This is a genomic window from Pseudomonas sp. S37 (assembly GCF_016658545.1).
GTDB lineage: Bacteria > Pseudomonadota > Gammaproteobacteria > Pseudomonadales > Pseudomonadaceae > Aquipseudomonas.
The window spans coordinates 1-21,349 of record NZ_JACVZC010000018.1; the positions used below are offsets into that span (position 1 = coordinate 1).

The following is a 21,349-nucleotide window of genomic DNA, read 5'->3' on the forward strand; positions in this document are numbered from 1 at the left end:
CTGCTTCGCAGCCCATCGCGACGCAAGGCCGCTCCTACAAGGGACCGCGTCAGCTTCTGGCATTTGCAATATTGTTCAATACGCCCAACCGGCCCGCCAGCAGACTGCGGTTTTCCCCGCAGAGCCGCCCGCACCATGCAACAGTTCCTGATCATCGCCCTCGCCCACTTTCTTGCCCTGCTCTCGCCCGGCCCGGACTTCTTCCTGGTCGCGCGCACCTCGGTCAACAGCGGCTGGCGCATCGCCAGCGGCGCGTGCCTGGGCATTGCGCTGGCCAATGGCGCGTTCATTGCCATGGCCTTCACCGGGCTGTCGGTTCTGCAGGAAGGCAGCCCGCTGTTCACCGGCCTGCAACTGGCCGGTGCCGGCTACCTGCTGTACATCGGCACGCTGTTCCTGCGCCACGCCGGGCAGACCCGCTTGGGAGCCGTCGCTGGCGAGCAGGCCGTAGACGGATGGTGGAGAGGTTTGGCCATGGGTTTCCTGTCCGGCATCCTCAACCCCAAGAACGCGCTGTTCTACGCCAGCCTGGCCAGCATGGTCGCCAGTGCCAGCATCGGCTGGAAAGCCACCTACGCGCTGTGGATGTTCAGTGCCGTGCTGCTTTGGGACCTGCTGGTGGCCATGGCCATCGGCAACCAACAGGTATTGCGACGTTTCGCCCGCAGCCTGCCATGGCTGGAACGGGCCTCCGGGCTCATGCTGGTGCTGCTGGCGGCGGCATTGCTGCTTCACCTGGCCCGGGGCTGAGCAGCTTCAGGCTGCGCATGTCCATCAAGGTAAAGTGGCCGCTGGCCCAGCCCCCGGTGTCCAGGTGCCAGACATTGCCCAGCAGCTTGGCCTCCAGCACGGGCGTGTGGCCGACCAGCAAGGCACGCAAGCCTTGCACCGGCTCGGTATCGCCCACTTTCAGCCTCCGCCGCGACCACTGGCACACTTCCCGTACCTTGGGGTCGTGGTCCAGCTCCAACTCAAGCCAGTCGCGCAATACCGCCCAATCGGCAAACGGGCTGTCGGCATGCAGCAGGCCAACCAGCCCTGCTGCACTTTCAACCTCTATTGCAATCGGCAACTGCTCGAAGCGCTCCACATAACGCAATTGCTCGTCCCGTGGCAGGTCGAGAAACCAGCTGCCCCCGGCGGCGCGGTACATGTCCAGATCAAGCCGCCCGCCACGTACACGGGTAATTGCCAGCGCTTCATGATTACCTTGCACGGCATGGAACCAGGGCTGCGCCAGCCATTGCAGCGCCGCTTCGCTGTCCGGCCCACGGTCGACCAGGTCACCCACGCTGAACAGCCGGTCCACGGCCGGATCGAACCCCACCGCATCCAGGCATTGCTGCAGGCGCTGGAAGTGCCCATGGATATCGCCCACGGCCAAGTCCCGCCCCCGCAGGTTGGCCATCAGACGCCGAAACCGTCCCATTACAATCTTCCTCTGCTGGTAGCGCCTTGCCAGGGGTAAAATGAAAGCACACGCAATCCGCCCCGGAGGTGCATCATGCGTACCGCCCTCGTGTGTGCCGTGCTCATGGCGCTGTCACTGGACAGCATGGCACAAGCTACCCCACCCGCGCAGGTCGAGGTGCGTTTCGACCACCCGGAAAAATTCCGCGATGCCAGCCTCGACAGCCACGGTTATGAACGTGGCGCCGACGCCTATGTGATGAAAACCCTCACCCAGTACCTGCAGAAGCTCGGCCAGCGCTACCTGCCAGCCGACGAGCAACTGCTCATCGTGATTCGCGACATCGACCTGGCCGGGCGCTTCGAGCCGTGGCACAGCCAGGCCTACGATGTACGCTTCATGCGTGAGATTACCTGGCCAACGATTGACCTCAGCTATACCCTCAGCCAGCCCGGCAAGCCCGAGCAGCAGGCGCAGGAACGGGTCAGCGACAAGATGTACCTGAGCCGCCCGGGCCGGGTCGCCAGCAGCAGTGACCGCCTGTATGCGGAAAAAGCCATGCTCGACGACTGGTTCCGCCAGCGCTTCGCCGCCCACCCGGCGTCCTGAAAAAACCTTCACTGGTACGGGTGTTGGTGCCGATAGTATGCTCGGCCCTTCAACCTGTACCAGGGAATGGTTCACATGAAGCTTTGCGCCGTACAACTGGCGTCGCTCAAGGGCGATGTGCCAGGCAACCTGCAGCGCCACCTGGCGTTTATCGAACAGGCAGCAGCCTTGGGCGCCGAACTGGTGGTGTTCCCCGAACTGTCGCTGACCGGTTATGAGCCCAGCGTGGCACGCCAGGCCGCCCTGCCCGTCACCTCCACACGGCTTGACCCGCTGCAGGCCGCCTGTGACCGGCTGGGTATCACCGTGGCCGCAGGCCTGCCACTGCCAACGCCAGATGGCATACGCATCGGCATGCCGATTTTCAGCCCTGGGGCACCGCGCCAGGCCTATGCCAAGCGGCGCCTGCACGAAGATGAGCTGCCATGGTTCACCTCCGGTGACCAGGCCTTGCTTTTGCCGTTGGGCGAACACCGTATAGCACCCGCCATCTGCTACGAGTCGATGTTCATGGCACATGCCGCTGCAGCCCGGGAGCATGGCGCCGACCTGTACCTGGTCAGCGTGGCGAAAACCGCCAAAGGCATTCATGAGGGCTACACGCACTACCCCGAGGTAGCGCGCGAGCTGGGCATGCCGGTACTGATGGCCAACTGTGTGGGGCCGGCAGACACGTTCATCGGCGCTGGTGGCTCTGCTGCCTGGGACAGCCAGGGCCGCTTGCTGGCCAGCCTGGATGACCACAGCGAGGGGCTGATCCTGCTGGACACTGGCAATGCCAGTGCCAAGGCCTTCCCCCTGGCCACGGCATGACTTATCTGGTCCTGGCACTGCTCAGTTATGCCTGCACCTACTACGTGGTCGGCCTGCTCATCCGTGGCCAGTTGGCGGATGTGGCCGAAGGCCTGCGTCATCGACCCGATGCGCCGACGCCCGGCGAGTACCTGCGCGAGGTCACACACCTTGCACGGCGGGCTCAGCGGCACTACACCCTGATGGCCGGCTCGGTGTTGGCCATTGTGGTTTGCCTGGTCGTCAGCTGGTTCGGCTGACGCCTTACAAGTCCAGCGCCAGGCTCTGCCGGCCTTCCAGCGCCAGCAGGTACTGCTTGGCCGCCAGCCCCCCGGCAAACCCGGTCAGGTTGCCCGAAGCGCCGATGACCCGGTGGCATGGGGCAATGATCGAGATCGGGTTGCGGCCATTGGCGGCGCCCACCGCACGCACGGCACTGGGGTTGCCGATCTGCCGGGCGATGTCGCCGTAACTGCGGGTTTCGCCAAACGGTATCGCCAACAGCGCGGCCCACACCTGGCGCTGGAACCCGGTACCGGAAAAGTCCAGCGCCAGCTCGAAACGCTGGCGCTTGCCGGCGAAGTACTCACCCAGTTGCCGAGCGGTTTCCAGCAATACCGGGCACTGGTCGTCGCGGTGCAGCGCGCCCAGGCGTACACGGTTCTCCCGCTCCTCTTCCCACAGTACGGCGGCCAGGCAATCGCCACGGGCCACCAGGGTCAGCGTGCCGACGGGCGATTGCATGAAAGTGAATGCGCTGGACATCAGCGGGCTCCTGCAGTTGGCGATAAAGCCACTGTACGCATCCACAGTCTTGCCTGCATCCGCTTTCTTGCTCAGTTAATTGCGCAGCCAGCAATGCGTCGTGCCTGGCTGAGGTTGACCTTGGGTATCAGCTCGATCGGGATGCGCGAGGTCGCCGACAGGTTGTAGACATGGAAGTGCTCATTGACCACTTCGCGTGCCATCAGCGTCAGCGATGGCAGTATACGGCTGTCCCAGTGCTGGTCGAGCCCGCACGGCGAACACTGGCCTTGGCCATTTTCATAGAACCGCCCGACACTCTGGTCGAGGTCTACCCCTACCAGCAGCACTTCTTCGAAACCTAGGTGATAGGCCAGCTGCAGCGCCACATACGCGACCGTGCGGGCATCGAAAAAGCCATGGGCCAGGTCTTTGCTGAAGGCAATCGAGCGGCTGCGCTTGCTCCACAACGCGCGGTTGCACACGCAACTTTCACCATGGCCGCGCAAACCGTCGAGCAGGTTCGGTGTGTCGGCCTTGTGCAAGGCATACCGCTCGGTACCGGCCGGCACATCGGCACCAGCATACTGCTCGGGCCACAATGCCAGGCGTTCGCTGTCGCGCACGGCGGTGGCGAAAAAGCCCGGCTGTTGCTGGCGGAAGCTCTTGTCGGTACACACGTAGAAAAACGGTTTGATGCCGTGTTCGGCAGTCATGGCGACCGAGCCGTTCATGGCGATGACGGGCAGATGGGCAAACTCTGCCAACGGGAAATGCCTGGCAGAGGCGCCGGAGGCAAGAATCACTACCGGGCCCTGCTGGGTGTTGCGACACGCCTCGAAACTGGAGAACGCCCCGCGTTCAGCACTCGGCTGCGACGAAAGTGTGTTCATCAATGGCTTCTTTGGACTGGACAGTTCAAGCCACAATACTGATCCGTGTATACCTCGCGGCCGCTTTTACCTAACTTTACTTATCTGAACTTTAGTCAATCGCCAGTCCTTTATCTGGCGGGTTATCAGGGCTGCTGCGCAGCCCATCAGCGCCCAGATACCGGTTTATCCAACTGCACGCCATCACAGCAGACCAGCAGGGCCAGAGGTTGTTCCCCCACTTTTGGGCCGGGAGACCGATCTGCGCCACCGAGGCGACGGACGGGTGCTGGCGGTCAAGGATCCTCCCCAGCCCCGTAGGCACGCAATGGTTCACTTTCAACGTCAAGTCGTCGTGGCGTCGACCTCGCCCTCCTGCCAACCGGCAACCAACCGCTGCGCGTTCTCCGCGCAATCCATCCCCTGCGGCTTGTCTTCAATACCGGCAATCACCGCCAGCAACTGCGCGCGGTTCTGTACCAGCCGCTGCTGCATCGCCTCAATCTCCGCCACCTTGCGCTTCAGGCTCGCCAGCAACAAACCGTGCCCTCCCTTCGTTGCCCCGGACGCGCCCGTAAGCTTGCGCATTTCTTCCAGGCTGAAGCCCGCCTGCTGGCCACAGGTAATGATCTCCAGTGCCCGCACCACCTGCTCCGGGTAATCCCGGTAACCATTACCCAGGCGTCGGGCAGCAATCAGCCCGCTGGCTTCATAAAAGCGGATTCGCGATGCGCTGAGCCCTGTACGTCGTGCCAGTTCACCAATTTTCATTCCGGTTGCATTCCCCTATTGACCTTCAAGTTGACTTTAACCTTAGCCTTCTCGCGAACCTAGCCCACGCGTGCAGCAACCGATGCGTGGTAGCCCTTATTCGGAGATCGCCATGACGCCGTTTCAGCCCTTGACCCTGCCCAATGGCAGTGTCATTCCCAACCGCATCGCCAAGGCGGCGATGGAAGAGAACCTGGCCAACCCGGACCAGACCCCGTCCGACCAGTTGCTGCGCCTGTACCAGGCCTGGGCCGAGGGTGGCGCCGGCCTGTTGTTGACCGGCAACGTGATGATCGACCCCAGTGCCATGACCGGCCCGGGCGGCGTGATGCTCGACGCCAGCCAGCCGCTGCAACGCTTTCGCGACTGGGCACGTGCCGGCCGTGCCCACGGCGCGCAGTTCTGGATGCAGATCAACCACCCTGGGCGGCAGATGCAGGCCAACCTGGGCCAGCCCACCGTCGCACCTTCGGCCGTCGCCCTGGACATGGGCGGTTTGTCCAGGCTGTTTGCGCTGCCCAAGGCGCTGGACGAAGCCGAGATCACGGCCCTGATCCAGCGCTTCGCGCGTACGGCAGCACTCGCCGAAGAAGCAGGCTTCAGTGGCGTGCAGATCCATGCCGCCCATGGCTATCTGCTGAGCCAGTTCCTGTCGCCGTTGAGCAATCAGCGCCAGGACCGCTGGGGTGGCAGCCTGGCAAACCGCGCCCGGCTGTTACTGGAGGTGGTCAAGGCCGTACGCGAGGTGGTTTCGCCAGGTTTTGCCGTGGCAGTGAAACTGAACTCGGCGGACTTCCAGCGCGGCGGCTTCGAGCCTGAGCAGGCCCGCCAGGTGGTGCTGTGGCTGAACGAGTTGCCAGTAGACCTGGTGGAACTGTCGGGTGGCAGCTATGAGGCGCCGGCCATGCAGGGCGATGCCCGCGATGGCCGTACCCTTGCCCGTGAGGCCTACTTCCTGGAGTTTGCCCAGGACATTGCGGCCATCGCGAAGATGCCGGTGATGGTCACCGGCGGCATTCGCCGCCTGCCCGTGGTCGAGCAGGTACTCGCCAGTGGCGTGGCCATGGCCGGGATCGCCACGGCACTGGCTGTCGAGCCTGCCCTGCCCCGACGCTGGCACAACGGCGAAGCGGCCGCCACAGCCGAGCTGCAACCGATACGCTGGAAGCGCAAGGCGTTTGCCGCGCTGGCCTACATGGCGCTGGTCAAGTTGCAGATGCGTCGGCTGGCGGCGGGCAACCGGCCCAAGGCGCATGCGTCGCCGTTGCGCGCCTTGGTGCTGGAGCAAGGCTGCACGTTACTGCGGGTGAGGCAGTACAGGCGTATGATGAAACGCCGGGCGGGTTGAAAGACTGTTCGATCACTGTGGGTGTGGGCTTGGCGGCGCGGTGGATGGCACCGGCTGCGCCGGTGTTCGCGGCTAAAGCCGCTCCTACAGGGAGCCGGGCATTGCACATGCACCTGCCTTCATCGGCGTCCTCTATCGGAGCACTGCCATGAACAAACCCCTTCACGCACTGCTGTTCATCCTCGCAGCGCTTTCTGCCTGCTCAACGAATACCGCGCAATACCAGGACCAACCGCTGGTGGCCAAGGTCGTGAACGGCATGAGCCAGGACCAGGTCATGCAAATTGCCGGTAAGCCAGATGCCGAGTCCGACCGCACCGTTGTACCCGGCAGTTGCTACGACTACATGCTGAACAAGGCTGGCAACCGGCAACCCTACAGCGTCAGCTTCGACGGCAACGGCAAGGTGGACAAGACGGCCTTCATGACCTGCGCCGAATGGAGCAATGCCCAGCACAAGGCGCGCCTGCCTAGCATGGGTGGTTCAAGCGGCTCGGGCTACTGATTCAGTCCAGGCATTCCTTGGCAGCCTGGCGCAATTTGTCGCCAGACAGAAAGCTGCCCTTGTAGAACGTTGCGCGGCTGCCCTCGCGAGAGTCGACCACGTCCAGCACATCATCACTGGCCACGGCACTGGATGCTGTCAACCGGTAACCGTGAGCAATCGATTTTTGCGTAGCCTGTGGTGCCACCGCCTGCCATTTGGGCAGAACGCAGGCCGCGTACTCCTGCGGCGTTTTTTGGGTCAGTTTGCTGGCTGTGGGGTTGCCGGGGGTTGCGCAACCGGCAAGGCTGGCGACTAAGGCAGAAACGATCAAGATACGAAAAGTAGGCATTTGCAATTGGCCAGTAAGGATACGCTGCATTCTAGCGAAGCCCATTCCGAGTGACTAATCAACCAAGGTCTTGATGCAAGTGCCTGGCGCGATTGACACACTGCCAACATACCTACGACAACAAAATGACAAGCTGTCAGATTTACTACTGCAGTGCAACGGTAATTATTTGTCAGCACTCAGGGAACGAATGCAATCTGCCCTGCTTCTGATGAGCAACAGGCCGCAACAACAGGCGGCTTGCCCCACTCACTTACATCGATCAGTGCACGCTTCGCTCAGGAGAATCCTATGCTCTGGTGGTTGGAACTACTCGCCCAATATGCAACCGCAACCGGCCTGGCCGTGCTCTGCATTTTCGTGTTCTGGGCCTTTAGCCTGGCATTCGGCAGGGCCTACATGAAGCTGCTTTCTGGCCTGCTGGCCGCCGCGCTGCTGTTGATCGCCGCGTTGCCACATGGCGTGGACTTCGCCTTGGGCAACCACCTGGCGCCTGGTGATACCAGCGCGTTGCTGTTGTTCATTGCCGATGCATGCGGCGTGATCACGGCAGTGTTGGTGGCTTCGTTCTTTTTCAACCCCGAACGCTTGCTGGATGAGGCCTGAGCGGCATTGAAGAGGCGCACCTGATATTTCTGCCAGTAGCCCGCACGCCTGGAGGCTGGGAAAGTGTAAATGCCAAAGGCCTTACACCACCACTCATCAAGGGGTTACACAGTATGCAACAGAAAGCTGGCAATACGCGGATCTTCTATCAGAACGGTAAGCCCGTCACTCTCATTGACCCGGAAAAGAGCACAAGCATCTGCCGCACCGCCGATGTGGCGCTGGCCGAACATCAAGCAGACGGTAGCAAGTTGCTGGTAACGGATGACAAGGGTTCCGTACTGCAGGTGCACGAGAAAGACTGAGATCTGCGCCCTCAACGGTGATTACCCAGGCTCTTCGGAGCCTGGACGAAAATGCCCCCTTCACAAACCTGTTGCGCTCCAGCCGTCTCAGCAGCGATGCTCAGAAGCTCGCAGCAGCAACAGACAAGGAAGGCCCCATCACCATGGAAACGCTCCACACCATCAAGTCAGACCTGGTCAGAACGGCCGACCACCTGGATCAGCTCAGCCAGGCCATGAGCGGCCACGCCAGGTTCATGGAAGCGCGCGGCAGCTCGCAGGGCGATATCGATGTGGCGGCGCACATCAAATCCATCGATGGGGTAGCGGACGAGTTGCGTATTGTCGCTGCGCGAATCGACGATAGCGAAGGCGCTCGCTGATTGACGGCAACCGCTGCACCCAAACATAAGGTCAGAGCAGTTACCGTTGCTGCGTGCCGGTTCAGCGGAACTTGAGCTTCACCACTTTACTCAGCGCCCAGCCACTGAACACGTAAAACGCATCCAGATAGAAGCGCCCGGCATAGTTGGGCAGCGGCGCGTGATTCAGTAATACGTCCGGATCGGGCGCCGGCGGGAACACGGCATAAATGCCATTGGGCAGCACAGCCAATGCCAGCAGCAACAGGTACGTCGAGGCATGCAGCAACGTTGCGCGGTGACTGGACCTGGCAGACCACTTCAGGCCGTAATACGCCACCAGCCCGGCAACCGGCAACACCCAGAAATGCGTCGGGATCCCGATGAACATTTCGGCGACAACGCTTCTTGCTTCCACCCGCTGTTCTCCATCCAAATGCGCGGATTATTGCGGGCGAAGCCAGCAAATGCAAAATTCGGTTTCGCAACCCGAACAAAAAGCCCGCTCTCGACGGCGGGCTTTTAGTGTTCCAGGGTTAGACAATTATGCTTTTGAACACATCAGTGCGGCATCCAGCAGCCTGCCATGATCATACCAGGCATCACGTTGATAGGCAGTAAACTGATGTTGCGTGCCCGTACCCCGAAATTCGACAAGCCCTTCTGCCTTGTCGGGGTCGGTACTTTCGATGAACAGCTTGATCGAGTTATCACCCTCAACTTCGTAGGTTTTAACATTGCCCTGTAGTTCACCTTTGACACACCCCAGATAGGCGGGTGGGCTTTTGGCCGTAGTGCCAGAGGTATAGTCATGGCTGTCACGCACATCAGGGTCATGTGCACAGCCCGCCAGGAACACAGTGGCAAACCCCGACACCAGTATTGCGCCTGCTAGCGATCTTGAGCTCTTCACGCGACACGCTCCTGCGGCCCCCTCGAAAACAGGGAAAGTAGCCAGGTAACCTGCCCTTTTTAGTTTTCATGGGCCTATGTTACTGCCCAATGACAACCAGGCATTAGCTTAGTTTGCTATATGCCCTTTAGCGTGGCCGTGAATCAATAACGGCGGTATTCCTGCCCGCCACGGTCACCGTCATAGTAATGCCGGTGATGCCTGCCGTCGTGCCAGTAAGGCCAGCAGCCGCTGAGCAACAACAACCCGGACAACACCAAAACCCATGCAGTCTTGCGTTTCATGTGCGTACCTCCGGCCGGGCGAAGCCAGGCCATGCTTACGTTGGACCGCACAGGGTCAAGGCGTTCCTGGTATAGAAGGCCGCTGGTCATCTTCCATGCAAGATTTCATTTGCCAGCTTGCGGGGCTTAAGGGCTTTCTGGCAAATGGCCCGATACCGAGGATGGTTAGCCCCAGAGTCGGGGTCAGCCGATGAAGTTGAGGAACACCAAGGTGGCGGCCAAATCCAGTGCCAGTACGGCAACCACGCTGAAAATCATGTAGTAGCGGTCATCCTGAGTCATTTCTGCGTACTCCGCATGGTCAATGTCTCAGGACCACAGCAATTACCGTTCCAGCATGTGGGTGCCAGGAAACGCCAGGCGATCAAACGAGCATCAGGAAGCCAGAAGGTAAGCCGCCACACCCTTGATCAAATGCCAGGGCTTGCCAAAAGACACCTGTTCAAGCAGCCGGTTGGAGTTGCCCGCAACCCCGGCAATAGCGAAATAGACAAACCATTTCCGTAAAATTCTGGAGCGTTTCTTTTTGGTGAGTCGCAACAATCGGTACATCGTGAATAATGGCTCTGCCAAACGATAATAAAAAAACCCGACAGCGCGTCGGGCTTTGGGGACATCATATTTACGAAATCCGGCTGCCAGCGCGTCAACGCTTGTCGTGAAGCTCGGGCGGCCAAGCGCTGAAGAGCATGTACACGCCAGGCCCACCTATCCAGGTCCAGTTGGTGCCTGGCCAGATTAACGTCGCAGTGATCCAGGCGACGATCAGCGTCAGCCCCGTGCGGCGTCGGCGCCTTGGCGTTAACCACTCCTGTAATGCCCTATGCCTTTCCCGCAATCCCATTACCGCTTTCCTTGTCTGGTAAGGCGTGCAGGATACCACCGCTGCGAAACAATGACCGCCTGCCGGGCGTTTTACGTCGATGCACAACGCAATCATCAAGGTCAGCTAGTATTTTGATGAATACAAACACCGCGAGATGGCGATCATGCTAAAACAAGAAGCGGACGACGTGATTGAGCGTATTAGAGACGACCTGAAAAGGCACGGCGTGCTGATCGGCTACGATCCAGAGCTTACCAATGCTGAATTCGGGTGCGACCTGGACTACCAAGAGGCTCAGGTCAGAGACGATCCGAACAACCGTGTGTTGCGTATCGCGATACATGACGAAGGCCTGTGGGCCCAGCTGCGGCAGGGAACGATACATCGCTGTGTCGTCAGTGATTGTCGAGGGAAGCTTTTCGGTATTCCTATCACCATAGAACCGAGGACCGATGCGTCCTACACCATTCAGTACAAGGTCTAGAACCATGGCAGAGGGCGGCCACCTCCGTCCTCTGTAATCATAAGCGGATCATCATCAGGGTACTGCAGCCTGCCCCTCCGGTGCTGCCAGCCAGCACCGCGAAAATTGCTACCGCTCTGTCAGATGAACGCCGATGGCAAAGGCAACGACAACCAGAACAACCTCAGCTACCACGTATGCGACGTAGAACTCATCCGAAAACATGACCCGATCTCTGAGAGGCCGCTTAGCCCTGTGCTTCGCGGGAGTCGATCAGAGCCATCAGGTAGATCGAAAGTTCAACACAGGCCTGCAGACTTCAGGTCACCGGCATCGAAGCGACATCACATTGCCACCATTGACCGACATGAGGTCGCCGACCACCCCTCAAACGAAAACGCCGCCTGGTGAAGCCGGCGTCTGGGCGGTGCTTACCAGGTCTTCGGCTCTGGCTTCTTGTACGAGCCGCCGGACATGCATTTCTCGATCAGCTCATCACGGGCCTGGTTGTCCGGGAGGGTTCTCCGGTACTCTGGCTGACAGTGAAAGGTGCTCGGCTCGTAAGCGGCAGGGTCGATATCGCTGACTTCTTTCTGTTTCTTGGGTTTCTGTTCGGCCTCTGCTTCGAAGCAGCCGCTGAGGGACAGCGCGGCAACAGCTACGACAATTGCTCCAATAATACTGCGTTTCATGAGGTTCCTTCCTGTGAAATGGCTCGGCGTTATATCAAAGATCAACCCCCTCCCGCAAAACGTGGCGCCGGGCCATCAGGCAACGTCGCCCTATACAACGATAACGCCTCCCCATGAGGTCGAGGGCAACGCGTCAGCGTGATCGCTGATCGTATAGAAGCACACACCACCATCCAAATGCCGAAAGAGCTGTCGACATGATCGCTGCCTTGATGCCTACGATGGTGGCTCTTCGATCCGCATTTGCAGTGGGTACCAGCGCTGAATGAATTGGGGATCAGGCGTCGCCCCCCATACAACTGACGTCACACCTATGCGACAATGTGCTCAATGTACGGCCTCAACCCCCGCATTTATCGCCCAACAGCTGGGTCACAGCGTTCAGATGCTGCTGTCGACGTATGCCCGTTGGCTCAACTCAAGCTCCGACGGAGCGAGCTGGAAAAGCTCAAGATTGGTATCAAATCGGTACCAGATTGAAAACCGGCTCTGTAAGTGACTGATAGGTAAGCTCCTTGATCTCCACCGCTAACATCACCATGCAGTTCGGCTCCAAGCCGCTGTTCGAAAACGTTTCCGTCAAATTCAACAACGGCAACCGCTACGGCCTGATCGGCGCCAACGGCTGTGGCAAGTCGACCTTCATGAAAATCCTCGGCGGTGACCTTGAGCCGTCCGGCGGCCAGGTCATGCTCGAGCCGAACACCCGCCTGGGCAAGCTGCGCCAGGACCAGTTCGCCTACGAGGAATTCACCGTGATCGACACGGTGATCATGGGCCACGGTCAGCTGTGGAAGGTCAAGGCCGCGCGTGACCGTATCTACTCGCTGCCGGAAATGACCGAAGAAGACGGCATGGCCGTCGCCGAGCTGGAAACAGAATTCGCCGAGATGGACGGCTACACCGCCGAGTCCCGCGCCGGCGAACTGCTGCTGGGCCTGGGTATTCCGCTGGAACAGCACTTCGGCCCGATGAGCGAAGTGGCGCCAGGCTGGAAGCTGCGTGTGCTGCTGGCCCAGGCGCTGTTCTCCGACCCGGACGTGCTGCTGCTCGACGAACCGACCAACCACCTGGACATCAACACCATCCGCTGGCTGGAAACGATCCTCACGGCGCGCAACAGCACCATGATCATCATTTCCCACGACCGCCACTTCCTCAACAGCGTCTGCACCCACATGGCTGACCTGGACTACGGCGAACTGCGCCTGTTCCCGGGCAACTACGACGAGTACATGACGGCCGCCACCCAGTCGCGCGAGCAGCTGCTGTCGGACAACGCCAAGAAGAAAGCCCAGATCGCCGAGCTGCAGACCTTTGTCAGCCGCTTCTCGGCCAACGCCTCGAAAGCCAAGCAGGCCACGTCGCGCGCCAAGCAGATCGACAAGATCCAGCTGGCCGAGGTCAAGCCGTCCAGCCGTGTCAGCCCGTTCATCCGCTTCGAGCAGACCAAAAAGCTGCACCGTCAGGCCGTGGTCGTCGAGAAAATGGCTAAAGCCTTCGACGACAAGGTGCTGTTCAAGAACTTCGACATTACCGTCGAAGCGGGCGAGCGCGTGGCGATCATCGGCCCCAACGGTATCGGCAAGACCACCCTGCTGCGCACCCTGGTCGGCGAAATGACCCCGGATGCCGGCTCGGTGAAGTGGACCGACAGCGCCGAGGTGGGCTACTACGCCCAGGACCACGCCCACGACTTCGAAGACGACGTGAGCCTGTTCGACTGGATGGGCCAGTGGACCTCCGGCGAACAGGTGATCCGCGGCACCCTGGGGCGCATGCTGTTCTCCAACGACGAGATCCTCAAGTCGGTGAAGGTGATTTCCGGTGGTGAGCAAGGCCGCATGCTGTTTGGCAAGCTGATCCTGCAGAAGCCGAACGTGCTGGTGATGGACGAACCGACCAACCACCTGGACATGGAGTCGATCGAAGCGCTGAACCTGGCGCTGGAAAACTACCCGGGTACCCTGCTGTTCGTCAGCCACGACCGCGAGTTCGTGTCGTCGCTGGCAACGCGCATCATCGAGCTGTCGCCGGATGGTGTGGTGGACTTCAGCGGTACTTACGATGACTACCTGCGTAGCCAGGGTGTGTTGGTCTGATTGAAAGGTAAGGCCTGGCCATCTTGGGTGGCTGGGCCGGCCTCTTCGCGGCGGTTCGACGCCTCGATAAACCCGCTCCCACAGGAATCACCATGGGCCTTCGGACATGGGGAGATCCCAGTGGGAGCGGGTTTACCCGCGAAGAATCCACCGCCAATCCCACAGGCTGGCACTACCCGACGAATAATTCGTTAGCCTGCTTTCATTTCCTGCACGCAACGGCCATGATGGGACCACGCCCAACCGCCTGCCCGCGAACGAGCCCATGACCGCGCAACAACCTGCCCCCACCAGCAACACCCTGCACATTACCCTGCAGATCCTGTCGATCGTCTTCTACACCTTCATTGCCTTCCTCTGCATCGGCCTGCCGATTGCGGTGCTGCCCAGCTATGTGCACGACCAGCTCGGCTTTGGCGCAGTGATCGCCGGGGTGACGATTGGCCTGCAATACCTGGCCACGCTGCTCAGCCGACCGTTTGCCGGCAAGGTGGCAGACACCTTGGGTGGCAAGCAGGCCATCCGCTTTGGCCTGTTGGGCATTGCCGGCTGCGGGGTATTGACGCTGCTGTCGGCCTGGACCCTGAACCTGCCGCTGCTCAGCCTGGCACTGTTGCTGGGCGGGCGTCTGCTGCTGGGCATCGCCCAAGGGCTGATTGGGGTGGCCACTCTGAGCTGGGGTATCAGCCAGGTCGGCCCTGAGCACACCGCCCGGGTAATTTCATGGAACGGAATCGCCTCATACGGCGCGATTGCCATCGGCGCGCCACTGGGTGTGCTGGCCGTGGACGGGCTGGACTTCAGCGTACTGGGGCCAGCGTTGCTGGTGCTGGCAACCGTTGCCCTGCTGGTACTGCGCAAGCGCCCCGATGTGGTGGTGGTGCGCGGCGAGCGCCTGCCGTTCTGGTCTGCGTTCGGCCGAGTGGCGCCGTGCGGCCTGGGCCTGACCCTGGCCTCGATTGGCTACGGCACGCTGACCACCTTTGTCACGCTGTATTACCTTGAGCGGGGCTGGGCCGGTGCGGCCTGGTGCCTGAGTGCCTTTGGCGTGTGCTTCATCATTTCGCGGCTGTTGTTCGTCAATGCGGTCAACCGCTTTGGTGGCTACAACGTGGCGGTTGCCTGCATGGCCACCGAAGTGCTCGGCCTGGGCCTGCTGTGGCTGGCCCCCTCGCCGCCGTGGGCACTGGTGGGTGCGGGTCTGACCGGTTTCGGGTTGTCGCTGGTGTACCCGGCATTGGGCGTCGAGGCGATCAAGCAGGTGCCTAGCAGCAGCCGCGGTGCAGGGTTGGGCGCGTATGCGGTGTTCTTCGATCTGGCACTGGCCATTGCCGGGCCAGTGATGGGGGCTGTTGCCGTGCACCTGGGCTATGCCTCGATCTTCTGCGTGGCCGCCCTGCTCGCCCTGGCCGGCGTTGGCCTGACGCTGCTACTGGCGCGACGCGCCCGTCGCAACTGAACCTGCAGCCAGTTCCGGCGCGCCCAGCACCTCACTGAAAAACGCGGCGGTTTCACGCTGCAAGGAGTGGTGGATGTGCCGGCGGTCGACGCCGTCGGCGTCCTTGCACAGTGCTGGCATCCGCGCGTACTGCTCGGCATCGCAGTGAGCCATGAACACGAAGTGCCCGGCACCGGCCAACAGCCGATAGTCCGGTGTGACCGGCAGCTTGCGGGCCAGGGCTTCGGCATTGCGGTCCACTGCCAGCAACTGGTCGCTGTCGCCGCTGTAGATCAGTACTGGCACCTGCACCCCGGCCAGGGCATGGCGCCCGAACAGCAGGCTCAGCGGCGCCATCAGCATGGCGGCACCCACGCGCGGGTCGGCCTCGGGCGCGAGTTCGCTGCGGTCGGCAATCAGTATGCCGTGGGTCTTGCAGGCATCGGCGTCGTTCGGGCGCTCCAGGCAGTACTGGCGCAGGCGGTCGAGGTCGGGGCGCGCGCCAGAAAGGATCAACGCGGTTTCACCCCCCGCCGAATAGCCGATCACACCCACTTTGCCGTCATTCAGGTAAGGCCCCACCAAGCCGTCGTCGCGGGCCGCAGTGATCGCGGCACTGACTTGCAGCGGACGGCCATAGAGGTTGCTCAAGGTGCCAAGGCGGCTGTGGTCGCGGGCGTTGTCCCCGGGGTGCACCACCGCCACCACCACGAACCCTTGACGCGCCAGCGAGGTAGCCAGGTAATGCAGGGCCAATGGGCTGCCAGTGTTGCCATGCGACAGCACCAACAGCGGGAACCGCCCCGTGGCAATGGGGGCTTCCTCGGCTACCTCGATCGGGTAACCGTCGATACGGGTACTGCGGGCCTGGCCTAGCGCCGGGTAAAAGGCCAGTGCCTGCATGGGCCGGCTATCGACCGGGTCGGCCAAGGTCATGTGGTGCAAGCCGGCCGCCCACTGCGCAGCCTCGGCATGGGCCAGCAGGCCGCCGAGCAGGGCCAACGCCAACACGCAACGAGGGATAATCATCGGCCGGCAGCTCCTTGCGGGGCGAAGCGATATGCCAGCATAGGACCGGCACGGCTTGCGCCGGATGAAAACTGGATGAAACCCGCGTCATGCACGGTGTGCGTGCGCGCTATGCATTTGCGCGTAACGCCGAACCCGTGGCATAGATGCGGGTCAACGTCTTTACGTGACCGTTTTCGCGCCATTGAAGGAGTTTCATGCATGAGCAAGCCTGCCTACGTGCCACCCAAGGTCTGGCGCAACGACGCAGCCTCCGGCGGCCAGTTCGCCAACATCAACCGCCCGGTTGCCGGCCCGACCCACAACAAGGACCTGCCGCAGGGCAAGCACCCGCTGCAACTGTATTCGCTGGCCACGCCCAACGGCGTCAAGGTGACCATTGCCCTTGAAGAGTTGCTTGCCTTGGGCCATGTCGGTGCCGAATACGATGCCTGGCTGATTCGTATCGGCGAAGGCGACCAGTTTTCCAGTGGCTTCGTCCAGGTCAACCCCAATTCGAAGATCCCCGCCCTGCTTGACCGCAGCGTCGAGCCGCCGGTGCGGGTGTTCGAGTCCGGCTCGATCCTGTTGTACCTCGCGGAAAAGTTCGGCGCTTTGCTACCCCAGTCGCCGTCGGCGCGCACCGAAAGCCTGAACTGGCTGTTCTGGCAGATGGGTGCGGCGCCTTACCTGGGTGGCGGCTTTGGCCACTTCTATGTGTACGCGCCGGAAAAGATCGAGTACGCCATCAACCGCTTCACCATGGAAGCCAAGCGTCAGCTGGATGTGCTTGAACGCCGCCTGGCCGAAAGCCGTTACCTGGGTGGCGAGGAATACAGCATCGCCGATATCGCCGTGTGGCCGTGGTATGGCCAGCTGGTGCGCGGCAACCTGTATGGCGCAGCGCAGTTCCTGGCGGTGGACGAGTACCCGCATGTGCAGCGCTGGGCCGAGGAAATTGCCCTGCGCCCGGCGGTGCAGCGGGGTACCAGGGTGAACCGTACCTGGGGGGATGAGACCAGCCAGGTGCCGGAGCGGCATGCGGCGGCGGATCTGGACTGATAGTAAAAACTCGCTCTATGGGTAACCAAGCTGGTGAGGTTGCCCGTTTGCAGCCGGTTTCAAGGCTGTGAGTTGCTGTTCACAAGCAAGCTTACCCGCTGCGCTTTCGAAGGGGCGTCAGCAAACAGGCTACGCGGCAAGCTGAAACCCTTGAATGGCTGCTGGGTTATCGGGTTGAAGGCCTTTTCCGACGTTAGCCGGTAGCGCATCGTGCCATCTCCGGCCCTGAAGCTCAGATCCACCCCGGTTGCGGTACGTCCATTTAGACCTCCGCGGCTGAGCAAGCGGAACATGGACCAGGGGCCATGGTACTGAAGGTGGTTGCTGTTGCTATTGAGCCTCAGCAATGTAAGCGTACTACTGGGATGCTGCGGGCTGGGCCAATTGATCACAACCCGTTGCCTGGGCCCATGGGTATAGCTTATCTGCTGCCCGCTCAATTCCAGCAAGCTGGTGCGCTGGTTAGTACTCAGGCCCAAAGGTTCGATGTTGAACTGCACATTGAGCTTGCCGCTATTGTCAAAAAACGATTCACGAATGCGCCCGGCTATTTCCAGCTGCTCGAGCACGCACGGCTGCACGAGCCCACCTCGACCTTCGGCGTAGAGTACCTTGGGATTATCTCTGATGAGCGCGTTCAGATACTTATCCTGAAACTGCTGCAGCCTTCCTTGTGGACCAAAAAAAGCCTCGAAGTCATCCAGCGCCGAGTCGGGCGCTCGAACAGTGAAAGGATAACGCCCGGACAGACGCAGTTCGAAGAATCGGTAGACATCGGCATACCAGCGTTTCTCCAGTTCGTACAACGCTTCAATCGTCAATACCTGGGCCGTCTGTTCCGCCAGCTGTGCCACCTGCAGACGCACCGGCTCAGGTAAGTTGCTTGCAACGCGCTGCAAGTGGGCGATGGGGTCCTGATCCTTTGTCGACAACCGATCAAATATTGCTCTCAACGCTTCGCGGCCTGGGTCCGGGCTAGCCTGTATGGTCTTTGCGTAATAATGGACAGCTCTTATTGCATCAAGCGTTTCCACATAAGCGCTCGCACCTTCGCCTTTGGCTTTCAGCATCTGGTCAATATCGGCAAAAGCTTTCCCTATCGCGTCGGTTTGAGACTGCTTTTGCTCGTGTTGAAGCGTGTCAATAGCGCTTCCTACCAACGTGTCGCCAGTGCCCGGAACCTCTGACTGTTGAAGGCTTGTGTTTTCCTGCACAGTCTCCAGCAGCTGGCGTAACGGTTCTGCTGGGCCAATAAATTGCTCCAGCACTGCAACGCCGTGGTTCAAGTCATGGAAGTCGACCACTTTCAGTTGCAGTAACGCGCCGCGCCAGTTGGCGATGTATTCGCTGGTATAAAGGTGTTGCAACTGTTTGAACAATGCGCCACGTTCAGCCTCGGCGTATTCCGGTTGCTGACCATCGCCCAGTGCCCACTGGTCGATCATGGCCGACTCGCTGAGTGCCTCGCTGCGTGGTTTGAAATAGGCGTTCAGCCCCTCTGCGGTAAAAAGCGGGTCCAGGTGCGCGGGCTGGACAGGTTGATAGATGAGATCAAAGCCTGGCCCGATCCGATGGCGCAAATCCACCGCGCCTTGCAGGCCCTGCCGCGATTCATGCTTGAGATTCGCATACAACCGCTGATGCAAAGGCGTTTGGCGCAGCACCTGCTGGACCTTGGCGATTCTGGGGCTGAACTGCCGCAACTCAGCGTCAGCGTATGCCAAGGCATACTGCAGATGAGCCATCAGATCGCGCTGCACCTGCCCTTCCCCAGGAAATGCGCGCTGCCACTCACGCGCCATCCAGGCCTCCACCCACGAAGCACGCCGATGCTGGCGGCTCTCAACCATTCGATACACCCTTAGCGCTGCCATCTGCTGCTCGCTGCCTTCTGGCGCCGCCTCCATCGCATCCAGCAGCCCACTGGCCAGCGCCGGGAGGAATCGACGAGACAGCAAGCCAAGGTACGTTTCATCTACCAGCGGGCCGATAGTACGCCCTTGATAAAGCCCCGCATCCGCTAGGGCTGGCCACGCCGCACGATAGTCACCGAAAAGCCCGACGGCAGCGCGAAGCTGATTGAGCGGCACCAGCAGATTGCGAGCTGTCGGGTCTAAGTGCTCGTCCACTTCAGACAACCGGAACGCCTGGCTCTTCAGCAGGACCTCGGCAGCCATGGCCCTGTTGCTGTCGAAGTAGCGGTAGAGGTTTATACCAACGACCGCAACGACAAGCACAGCAACGGCAGATCCCCTCCAGAACGCCCGGCGCTTGTGACTGGCGAAACGTGCACTGTCCCCCATCAGTCCAGCTTCCGGGTATAGGGCACGCTGGAAAACTTGCCGGGTAAAATAGTCGTTGTTTGAATGCAACTTTTTTGCAGGTCCCGACGCAAGCTGGGCCACGCCATGGGCCAGGGCTGCTTCCCGCATGAAGACATTACCGATCGCCCCCCGCTGCATGGCTGAAGTCAGGTACATACCGCGCACCAGCAGGTTCGAACAGTCGCTATTGCTTTCAAGAGCTTTGCGCAGAAATACCATCAACAGGGTGCGTAAACCTGCCAACTGTGCCTGGAATGACACTAGCGCTCTGCACTGCGTTTCACTTGATGAAGCGCCCAAGGCATCGACGACATGTTCCTGCACGGCCTTGAGCAATTGATCCAACAGCACAAGCATCTGGCTCGGCCAGTCTTCCTGACCGGCTTGGGCGTCCAACTTTACGTTACCACCGAACAACTGCGTACGTTCAGCTGTGGACAAACGGCTGAAGAGTAATTCAAAGCCCTCCAGTAAATCGAGCTTGGTTAGGACAATGTACAGCGGCATGCATGAGCCGAGCGCATTTTGCACTTCGGCCATTCGGTTTCGCATTACGTTGGCAAGCGCCGTACGCTCTTCGGGGGTGGCCTGTAACAGTTCAGCGATATCGACTACCAACAACAGGCCACTAATAGCACAGGTGCCCTGCCTGCGCACCAGCCAGTCAACCAAGTGTGACCACAACCTGGCCTGCGTTCCAACCGGCGGCATGATCGAGTGCGCTTGAGCGTCCGCCTTGCAACCCTCCTGGGTGAGCAAGCCGCCAGGGGGATCAATGATGACGGCATCGTCACTGATCCACCAACTTACGCCTTTCTCTGAGGGCGTGCCTCTCAAACCTTGCGTCTGAGCCTTGTCGATATGCGTCAGGGAAAAGCGCTGCCCCGAGTGCTCGACCAGGCTGCTCTTGCCTGCTCCCTCGGCCCCCAGTACCAGATAGAAAGGTAGCCGATACGATTGCCGACGCCCCTTTGCATGCTTAAGGAAATACGCAAGCTGCCTGTTCATTTCAAGCTCTTGCGCCTGGATAGGCCCCAGGCCGGGATCCGCTTTGGCAGCGGCTATCTGCTGGCGTTCAACCACCAACCGCTGCACACGTGAACGTACCACTATCAGCCAGCAAAGGAGGGGTAACAGCACAAGCCACAGGCTGGCGATGCTTTGCAACTGGACGCTACCCAGAGGGCGATACCCTCGCCAACTCCACGCGGGGCCTAGCCACCAGATTGCGACCAGCAGCAAGGTAATGGCTACGCCAGCCGTGAGCGCCGTGAAGGTGCAACTTCGCAAGGCTTGCGCCAAGCCACGCGGGCTGAGGTATCTGGGGTAACTATCCATTTGAAAATCCTGTTAACGCCATAACTTGCCATGGCGCAAAGTATTCATGCTCCTGGGGACAAACAAGTCTGACACCGGTTGAATCGACCACTGAGATCACGCACTCCGAGCGAAGACTAGAGCAGACTGAAAATCTGCACAACTAAATACCATCTTACACTTTCAGACTCGACCGCAGCGCCATGAGCGGCGCATCGTCAAAAGCAACTACAACCCAATCACCACTTCACAAGAAGAAAGTAACCAAACTTGTAGGAAGCCTCC

At 60.5% G+C, this 21,349-nt stretch carries 25 protein-coding genes and 1 pseudogene; 14 read left to right on the forward strand and 12 right to left on the reverse strand.

The window, feature by feature from the left end:
* The first annotated feature begins 135 nt into the window (after nucleotides 1–135).
* On the forward strand, nucleotides 136–750 hold the full coding sequence (locus IAE39_RS08935; protein ID WP_201201388.1) for a LysE family translocator: 615 nt from the start codon (nucleotides 136–138) through the stop codon (nucleotides 748–750).
* Here IAE39_RS08935 and IAE39_RS08940 read toward each other — a convergent pair.
* Complete coding sequence (locus IAE39_RS08940; RefSeq protein WP_201201389.1) at nucleotides 698–1,429, reverse strand: metallophosphoesterase; 732 nt, start codon at nucleotides 1,427–1,429, stop codon at nucleotides 698–700. The genes IAE39_RS08935 and IAE39_RS08940 overlap by 53 nt on opposite strands.
* A gap of 75 nt (nucleotides 1,430–1,504) precedes the next feature.
* On the opposite strand from IAE39_RS08940, the gene IAE39_RS08945 reads away from it, so the two are divergent.
* The 3 genes from IAE39_RS08945 (at nucleotide 1,505) to IAE39_RS08955 (ending at nucleotide 3,072) form a co-directional block, all read left to right on the forward strand.
* A complete protein-coding gene (locus IAE39_RS08945) occupies nucleotides 1,505–2,020 on the forward strand; it encodes a DUF3016 domain-containing protein (protein ID WP_201201390.1) in 516 nt (171 codons plus the stop codon).
* Between the two features lie 75 nt (nucleotides 2,021–2,095).
* Entirely contained in the window at nucleotides 2,096–2,833 is a 738-nt protein-coding gene (locus IAE39_RS08950; protein ID WP_201201391.1) for a carbon-nitrogen hydrolase family protein, read from the forward strand.
* Complete coding sequence (locus tag IAE39_RS08955; RefSeq protein ID WP_201201392.1) at nucleotides 2,830–3,072, forward strand: hypothetical protein; 243 nt, start codon at nucleotides 2,830–2,832, stop codon at nucleotides 3,070–3,072. The genes IAE39_RS08950 and IAE39_RS08955 overlap by 4 nt, the downstream gene beginning before the upstream one ends.
* Before the next feature lie 4 nt (nucleotides 3,073–3,076).
* Here the strand turns inward: IAE39_RS08955 and IAE39_RS08960 are convergent, their stop codons facing one another.
* The 3 genes from IAE39_RS08960 to IAE39_RS08970 form a co-directional block, all read right to left on the reverse strand.
* Nucleotides 3,077–3,577 carry a methylated-DNA--[protein]-cysteine S-methyltransferase gene (locus IAE39_RS08960; protein ID WP_201201393.1) on the reverse strand — a complete coding sequence of 167 codons (501 nt, stop codon included), beginning with the start codon at nucleotides 3,575–3,577 and terminating at the stop codon, nucleotides 3,077–3,079.
* Nucleotides 3,578–3,648: 71 nt separating this feature from the next.
* Nucleotides 3,649–4,449 carry a lipopolysaccharide biosynthesis protein gene (locus IAE39_RS08965; RefSeq protein WP_201201394.1) on the reverse strand — a complete coding sequence of 267 codons (801 nt, stop codon included), beginning with the start codon at nucleotides 4,447–4,449 and terminating at the stop codon, nucleotides 3,649–3,651.
* A gap of 324 nt (nucleotides 4,450–4,773) precedes the next feature.
* Nucleotides 4,774–5,199 (reverse strand): MerR family transcriptional regulator, encoded by a 426-nt coding sequence (locus IAE39_RS08970; RefSeq protein WP_201201396.1) that lies wholly within the window; start codon nucleotides 5,197–5,199, stop codon nucleotides 4,774–4,776.
* Nucleotides 5,200–5,311: 112 nt separating this feature from the next.
* On the opposite strand from IAE39_RS08970, the gene IAE39_RS08975 reads away from it, so the two are divergent.
* Both IAE39_RS08975 and osmE read left to right on the forward strand, forming a co-directional pair.
* A complete protein-coding gene (locus tag IAE39_RS08975) occupies nucleotides 5,312–6,547 on the forward strand; it encodes an NADH:flavin oxidoreductase/NADH oxidase family protein (RefSeq protein ID WP_201201398.1) in 1,236 nt (411 codons plus the stop codon).
* A gap of 148 nt (nucleotides 6,548–6,695) precedes the next feature.
* Entirely contained in the window at nucleotides 6,696–7,052 is a 357-nt protein-coding gene (gene osmE, locus IAE39_RS08980) for an osmotically-inducible lipoprotein OsmE (protein WP_201201400.1), read from the forward strand.
* Between the two features lies 1 nt (nucleotide 7,053).
* On the opposite strand, the gene IAE39_RS08985 is transcribed toward osmE, so the two are convergent.
* On the reverse strand, nucleotides 7,054–7,413 hold the full coding sequence (locus tag IAE39_RS08985) for a hypothetical protein (RefSeq protein ID WP_201201402.1): 360 nt from the start codon (nucleotides 7,411–7,413) through the stop codon (nucleotides 7,054–7,056).
* 261 nt (nucleotides 7,414–7,674) lie between these two features.
* Between IAE39_RS08985 and IAE39_RS08990 the strand changes: the two genes are divergently transcribed.
* From IAE39_RS08990 to IAE39_RS09000, 3 genes are all read left to right on the forward strand, one after another.
* Nucleotides 7,675–7,989 carry a hypothetical protein gene (locus IAE39_RS08990; RefSeq protein ID WP_201201404.1) on the forward strand — a complete coding sequence of 105 codons (315 nt, stop codon included), beginning with the start codon at nucleotides 7,675–7,677 and terminating at the stop codon, nucleotides 7,987–7,989.
* Nucleotides 7,990–8,102: 113 nt separating this feature from the next.
* Nucleotides 8,103–8,294, forward strand: coding sequence for a hypothetical protein (locus IAE39_RS08995; RefSeq protein ID WP_201201406.1), 192 nt, complete (start codon nucleotides 8,103–8,105; stop codon nucleotides 8,292–8,294).
* A 143-nt stretch (nucleotides 8,295–8,437) separates the two neighbouring features.
* Nucleotides 8,438–8,656, forward strand: coding sequence for a hypothetical protein (locus IAE39_RS09000; RefSeq protein ID WP_201201408.1), 219 nt, complete (start codon nucleotides 8,438–8,440; stop codon nucleotides 8,654–8,656).
* A gap of 61 nt (nucleotides 8,657–8,717) precedes the next feature.
* Here the strand turns inward: IAE39_RS09000 and IAE39_RS09005 are convergent, their stop codons facing one another.
* The 4 genes from IAE39_RS09005 to IAE39_RS09020 all read right to left on the reverse strand — a co-directional run bounded on the left by IAE39_RS09005 (nucleotide 8,718) and on the right by IAE39_RS09020 (nucleotide 10,375).
* A complete protein-coding gene (locus IAE39_RS09005; RefSeq protein WP_201201502.1) occupies nucleotides 8,718–9,026 on the reverse strand; it encodes a hypothetical protein in 309 nt (102 codons plus the stop codon).
* Between the two features lie 153 nt (nucleotides 9,027–9,179).
* On the reverse strand, nucleotides 9,180–9,548 hold the full coding sequence (locus IAE39_RS09010; RefSeq protein ID WP_201201410.1) for a hypothetical protein: 369 nt from the start codon (nucleotides 9,546–9,548) through the stop codon (nucleotides 9,180–9,182).
* A 143-nt stretch (nucleotides 9,549–9,691) separates the two neighbouring features.
* Nucleotides 9,692–9,832, reverse strand: a complete 141-nt coding sequence (locus IAE39_RS09015; RefSeq protein ID WP_201201412.1) for a hypothetical protein — start codon at nucleotides 9,830–9,832, stop codon at nucleotides 9,692–9,694.
* Between the two features lie 375 nt (nucleotides 9,833–10,207).
* Nucleotides 10,208–10,375: a hypothetical protein gene (locus IAE39_RS09020; RefSeq protein WP_201201414.1), complete on the reverse strand. Its 168-nt coding sequence runs from the start codon at nucleotides 10,373–10,375 to the stop codon at nucleotides 10,208–10,210.
* Nucleotides 10,376–10,821: 446 nt separating this feature from the next.
* Between IAE39_RS09020 and IAE39_RS09025 the strand changes: the two genes are divergently transcribed.
* Nucleotides 10,822–11,142: a hypothetical protein gene (locus tag IAE39_RS09025; protein WP_201201415.1), complete on the forward strand. Its 321-nt coding sequence runs from the start codon at nucleotides 10,822–10,824 to the stop codon at nucleotides 11,140–11,142.
* A gap of 410 nt (nucleotides 11,143–11,552) precedes the next feature.
* Here IAE39_RS09025 and trbK read toward each other — a convergent pair whose 3' ends face one another.
* On the reverse strand, nucleotides 11,553–11,813 hold the full coding sequence (gene trbK, locus IAE39_RS09030; protein ID WP_201201416.1) for an entry exclusion lipoprotein TrbK: 261 nt from the start codon (nucleotides 11,811–11,813) through the stop codon (nucleotides 11,553–11,555).
* A 234-nt stretch (nucleotides 11,814–12,047) separates the two neighbouring features.
* On the opposite strand from trbK, the pseudogene IAE39_RS29630 reads away from it, so the two are divergent.
* The 3 genes and pseudogenes from IAE39_RS29630 to IAE39_RS09040 all read left to right on the forward strand — a co-directional run.
* A pseudogene (locus IAE39_RS29630) lies at nucleotides 12,048–12,293 on the forward strand (site-specific integrase); the annotation flags it as partial.
* 35 nt (nucleotides 12,294–12,328) lie between these two features.
* Nucleotides 12,329–13,915, forward strand: a complete 1,587-nt coding sequence (locus IAE39_RS09035) for an ABC-F family ATPase (RefSeq protein WP_201201417.1) — start codon at nucleotides 12,329–12,331, stop codon at nucleotides 13,913–13,915.
* Between the two features lie 265 nt (nucleotides 13,916–14,180).
* On the forward strand, nucleotides 14,181–15,374 hold the full coding sequence (locus tag IAE39_RS09040) for an MFS transporter (RefSeq protein ID WP_201201418.1): 1,194 nt from the start codon (nucleotides 14,181–14,183) through the stop codon (nucleotides 15,372–15,374).
* Here the strand turns inward: IAE39_RS09040 and IAE39_RS09045 are convergent.
* A complete protein-coding gene (locus IAE39_RS09045) occupies nucleotides 15,345–16,382 on the reverse strand; it encodes an alpha/beta hydrolase family protein (RefSeq protein WP_201201419.1) in 1,038 nt (345 codons plus the stop codon). The two genes, IAE39_RS09040 and IAE39_RS09045, sit on opposite strands and share 30 nt — an antisense overlap.
* 201 nt (nucleotides 16,383–16,583) lie before the next feature.
* On the opposite strand from IAE39_RS09045, the gene yghU reads away from it, so the two are divergent.
* Nucleotides 16,584–17,423 (forward strand): glutathione-dependent disulfide-bond oxidoreductase, encoded by an 840-nt coding sequence (yghU, locus tag IAE39_RS09050; RefSeq protein ID WP_201201420.1) that lies wholly within the window; start codon nucleotides 16,584–16,586, stop codon nucleotides 17,421–17,423.
* 59 nt (nucleotides 17,424–17,482) lie between these two features.
* Here the strand turns inward: yghU and tssM are convergent, their stop codons facing one another.
* The gene (tssM, locus tag IAE39_RS09055; RefSeq protein ID WP_201201428.1) at nucleotides 17,483–21,085 is read right to left on the reverse strand and encodes a type VI secretion system membrane subunit TssM; all 3,603 of its coding nucleotides are present in this window, start codon (nucleotides 21,083–21,085) and stop codon (nucleotides 17,483–17,485) included.
* Nucleotides 21,086–21,349: the final 264 nt, after the last annotated feature.

Coding starts and splice junctions, on each gene's coding strand:
- IAE39_RS08935 (WP_201201388.1), top strand. CDS start 136: ATGCAACAGTTCCTGATCATCGCCCTCGCCCACTTTCTTGCCCTGCTC.
- IAE39_RS08940 (WP_201201389.1), bottom strand. CDS start 1,429: ATGGGACGGTTTCGGCGTCTGATGGCCAACCTGCGGGGGCGGGACTTG.
- IAE39_RS08945 (WP_201201390.1), top strand. CDS start 1,505: ATGCGTACCGCCCTCGTGTGTGCCGTGCTCATGGCGCTGTCACTGGAC.
- IAE39_RS08950 (WP_201201391.1), top strand. CDS start 2,096: ATGAAGCTTTGCGCCGTACAACTGGCGTCGCTCAAGGGCGATGTGCCA.
- IAE39_RS08955 (WP_201201392.1), top strand. CDS start 2,830: ATGACTTATCTGGTCCTGGCACTGCTCAGTTATGCCTGCACCTACTAC.
- IAE39_RS08960 (WP_201201393.1), bottom strand. CDS start 3,577: ATGTCCAGCGCATTCACTTTCATGCAATCGCCCGTCGGCACGCTGACC.
- IAE39_RS08965 (WP_201201394.1), bottom strand. CDS start 4,449: ATGAACACACTTTCGTCGCAGCCGAGTGCTGAACGCGGGGCGTTCTCC.
- IAE39_RS08970 (WP_201201396.1), bottom strand. CDS start 5,199: ATGAAAATTGGTGAACTGGCACGACGTACAGGGCTCAGCGCATCGCGA.
- IAE39_RS08975 (WP_201201398.1), top strand. CDS start 5,312: ATGACGCCGTTTCAGCCCTTGACCCTGCCCAATGGCAGTGTCATTCCC.
- osmE (WP_201201400.1), top strand. CDS start 6,696: ATGAACAAACCCCTTCACGCACTGCTGTTCATCCTCGCAGCGCTTTCT.
- IAE39_RS08985 (WP_201201402.1), bottom strand. CDS start 7,413: ATGCAGCGTATCCTTACTGGCCAATTGCAAATGCCTACTTTTCGTATC.
- IAE39_RS08990 (WP_201201404.1), top strand. CDS start 7,675: ATGCTCTGGTGGTTGGAACTACTCGCCCAATATGCAACCGCAACCGGC.
- IAE39_RS08995 (WP_201201406.1), top strand. CDS start 8,103: ATGCAACAGAAAGCTGGCAATACGCGGATCTTCTATCAGAACGGTAAG.
- IAE39_RS09000 (WP_201201408.1), top strand. CDS start 8,438: ATGGAAACGCTCCACACCATCAAGTCAGACCTGGTCAGAACGGCCGAC.
- IAE39_RS09005 (WP_201201502.1), bottom strand. CDS start 9,026: ATGTTCATCGGGATCCCGACGCATTTCTGGGTGTTGCCGGTTGCCGGG.
- IAE39_RS09015 (WP_201201412.1), bottom strand. CDS start 9,832: ATGAAACGCAAGACTGCATGGGTTTTGGTGTTGTCCGGGTTGTTGTTG.
- IAE39_RS09025 (WP_201201415.1), top strand. CDS start 10,822: ATGCTAAAACAAGAAGCGGACGACGTGATTGAGCGTATTAGAGACGAC.
- trbK (WP_201201416.1), bottom strand. CDS start 11,813: ATGAAACGCAGTATTATTGGAGCAATTGTCGTAGCTGTTGCCGCGCTG.
- IAE39_RS09040 (WP_201201418.1), top strand. CDS start 14,181: ATGACCGCGCAACAACCTGCCCCCACCAGCAACACCCTGCACATTACC.
- IAE39_RS09045 (WP_201201419.1), bottom strand. CDS start 16,382: ATGATTATCCCTCGTTGCGTGTTGGCGTTGGCCCTGCTCGGCGGCCTG.
- yghU (WP_201201420.1), top strand. CDS start 16,584: ATGAGCAAGCCTGCCTACGTGCCACCCAAGGTCTGGCGCAACGACGCA.
- tssM (WP_201201428.1), bottom strand. CDS start 21,085: ATGGATAGTTACCCCAGATACCTCAGCCCGCGTGGCTTGGCGCAAGCC.